At 64.4% G+C, this 1661-nt stretch carries 1 protein-coding gene; it reads right to left on the minus strand.

The annotated features are described in order from the left end of the window. Positions 1-133 precede the first annotated feature (133 nt). A complete protein-coding gene (locus AB0876_RS34260) occupies positions 134-1537 on the minus strand; it encodes an IS1380 family transposase (RefSeq protein WP_011768002.1) in 1404 nt (467 codons plus the stop codon). Positions 1538-1661 lie beyond the last annotated feature (124 nt).

The following is a 1661-nucleotide window of genomic DNA, read 5'->3' on the forward strand; positions in this document are numbered from 1 at the left end:
CCTCAATCCGTGGACTGACTTGAGTGGTGTGGTTCGACGGTGATTCTGACGGCGGTTTGTGGGGTGGGCAGGATGTAGCCGCTGGTCTGCCCAGCTTTTCCTGTGTGCTTCGGTGGGGCCTGTTCGGCGACGGTTAGACGGTTGCGGTAGCGGGTGGGCTGTAGCCGATGGTGTTGCGCCACAGGGTGAGCCAGTGCTCGGTCCAGGGCCAGTGGCTGGGTAGGTGCAGGATGGGTCGGCGTTGCGGTCGGGCCAGCCGTGCCGGGACGGTGATGATCGTGCGTCGCAAGGTGGCTCCCCGGGCCACTGCGTGCGCTCCACCGGCAAGCACACCGGCGGCGCGCAGCAGATTGTGGGCGATGGCCCCGCAGAGCACCCACGCGGAGTTGGCGCCGAATTGCCCGGAGGGCATGTGGGCCAAGGGGCCGGCGATCAGGTCGGCGAAGACAGTTTCGATGATCGCGTGTTGACGGTGGGTGATGTCGGCGTCGGCGGTTGGTAGGTCGGTGTTGGTGAAGAACGGGTGATACCGCCAGACCGGGAACAGGGCGTCGCGGAAGCGCGCATCTTTGACCCGACGTACCACCAGTCGGGCGGTGAAGCGGTCTGTGGTGGCCGCGAATGCGGTGTAGCTGATTTCGGCGACTTCGGCATCAGAGATCCACTCTCCGGTGTCGGGATCACGCACCGCGCCCGGGTATTTCACCGGTGTCCACGCCGCGTCGTCGATGGCGTTGATGGCCCGGTTGATCGCGCTGTTGCGGCCCATGACCACCGAGAATTGCGCACCATGGCGTCGGCAGGCGCCGACGACGGCGCGGGTGCCGTAGGACGAATCGCCGCGGACCAGGATCTGGCCGGTGACCCCGGCCGCTCGGGCCGTGGTGATGGCCTGGGCGACCATTCGACCGGCTCCTTTACCGGAGCCGGTCTTGCCGGCCCGCAGCCGCATCCCGGCGATCACCGGCGCCGCACCGGGGGTGCTGATCGTGGTCGCCAACGGCGAGAGTCCTTTGCGCAGGACCTGCTTGCCAGCGATTTTGGTGTGTCCGTAGGAGGCGCCTTGTTTGGCATGGCCGTAGACCGGTCGTAGCAGGGAGTCGATGTCGATGAACACACCGCTGTCGGATCCGGGTAGCAACTCAACGCGCCGGCAGAGGGCGGCCAAGTGTTCGCGCAGGACTGATTCGAGTTGGCGTGCGTGTCCGAAGGTGAACTCCCGCAACAGGGTTCCGATGGTTGATGGTGCGTACACATCGCCGAAGAGTGTTTTCATGCCCCCGGCCCGGACGATGTTGAGGTCATCAATGCTGTCGGCGCCGGCGCACATCCCGGCGATCACCGTGGCCAGCTTCGGTGCCGGATTCGCTGACCCGGATTTGATCTTCGGCGCGGGGATGAAGATCTTGTCAGCCAACAGATTCGGCAGGCCGGTCTGCTCAGCCAGTGTCATCACCGGCACCAGTCCGGCGCACGACACGAGATGATCCTCATCGAAGACCGCCGACGACGCAGCGAACCCGTGGGACACTTGCACTGGAAGTGCCTTTCTTAACTGGCCTGATTGATGCGTAGAGAACACCAATCCTCCCAGCTCAAGGGGCACTTTCCTTATATCGACACCCACCTACACAGGCAATTCATCGGTGGATCGAGGCTAA

Source organism: Mycobacterium sp. NPDC049093 (assembly GCF_040704635.1).
Lineage (GTDB): Bacteria > Actinomycetota > Actinomycetes > Mycobacteriales > Mycobacteriaceae > Mycobacterium.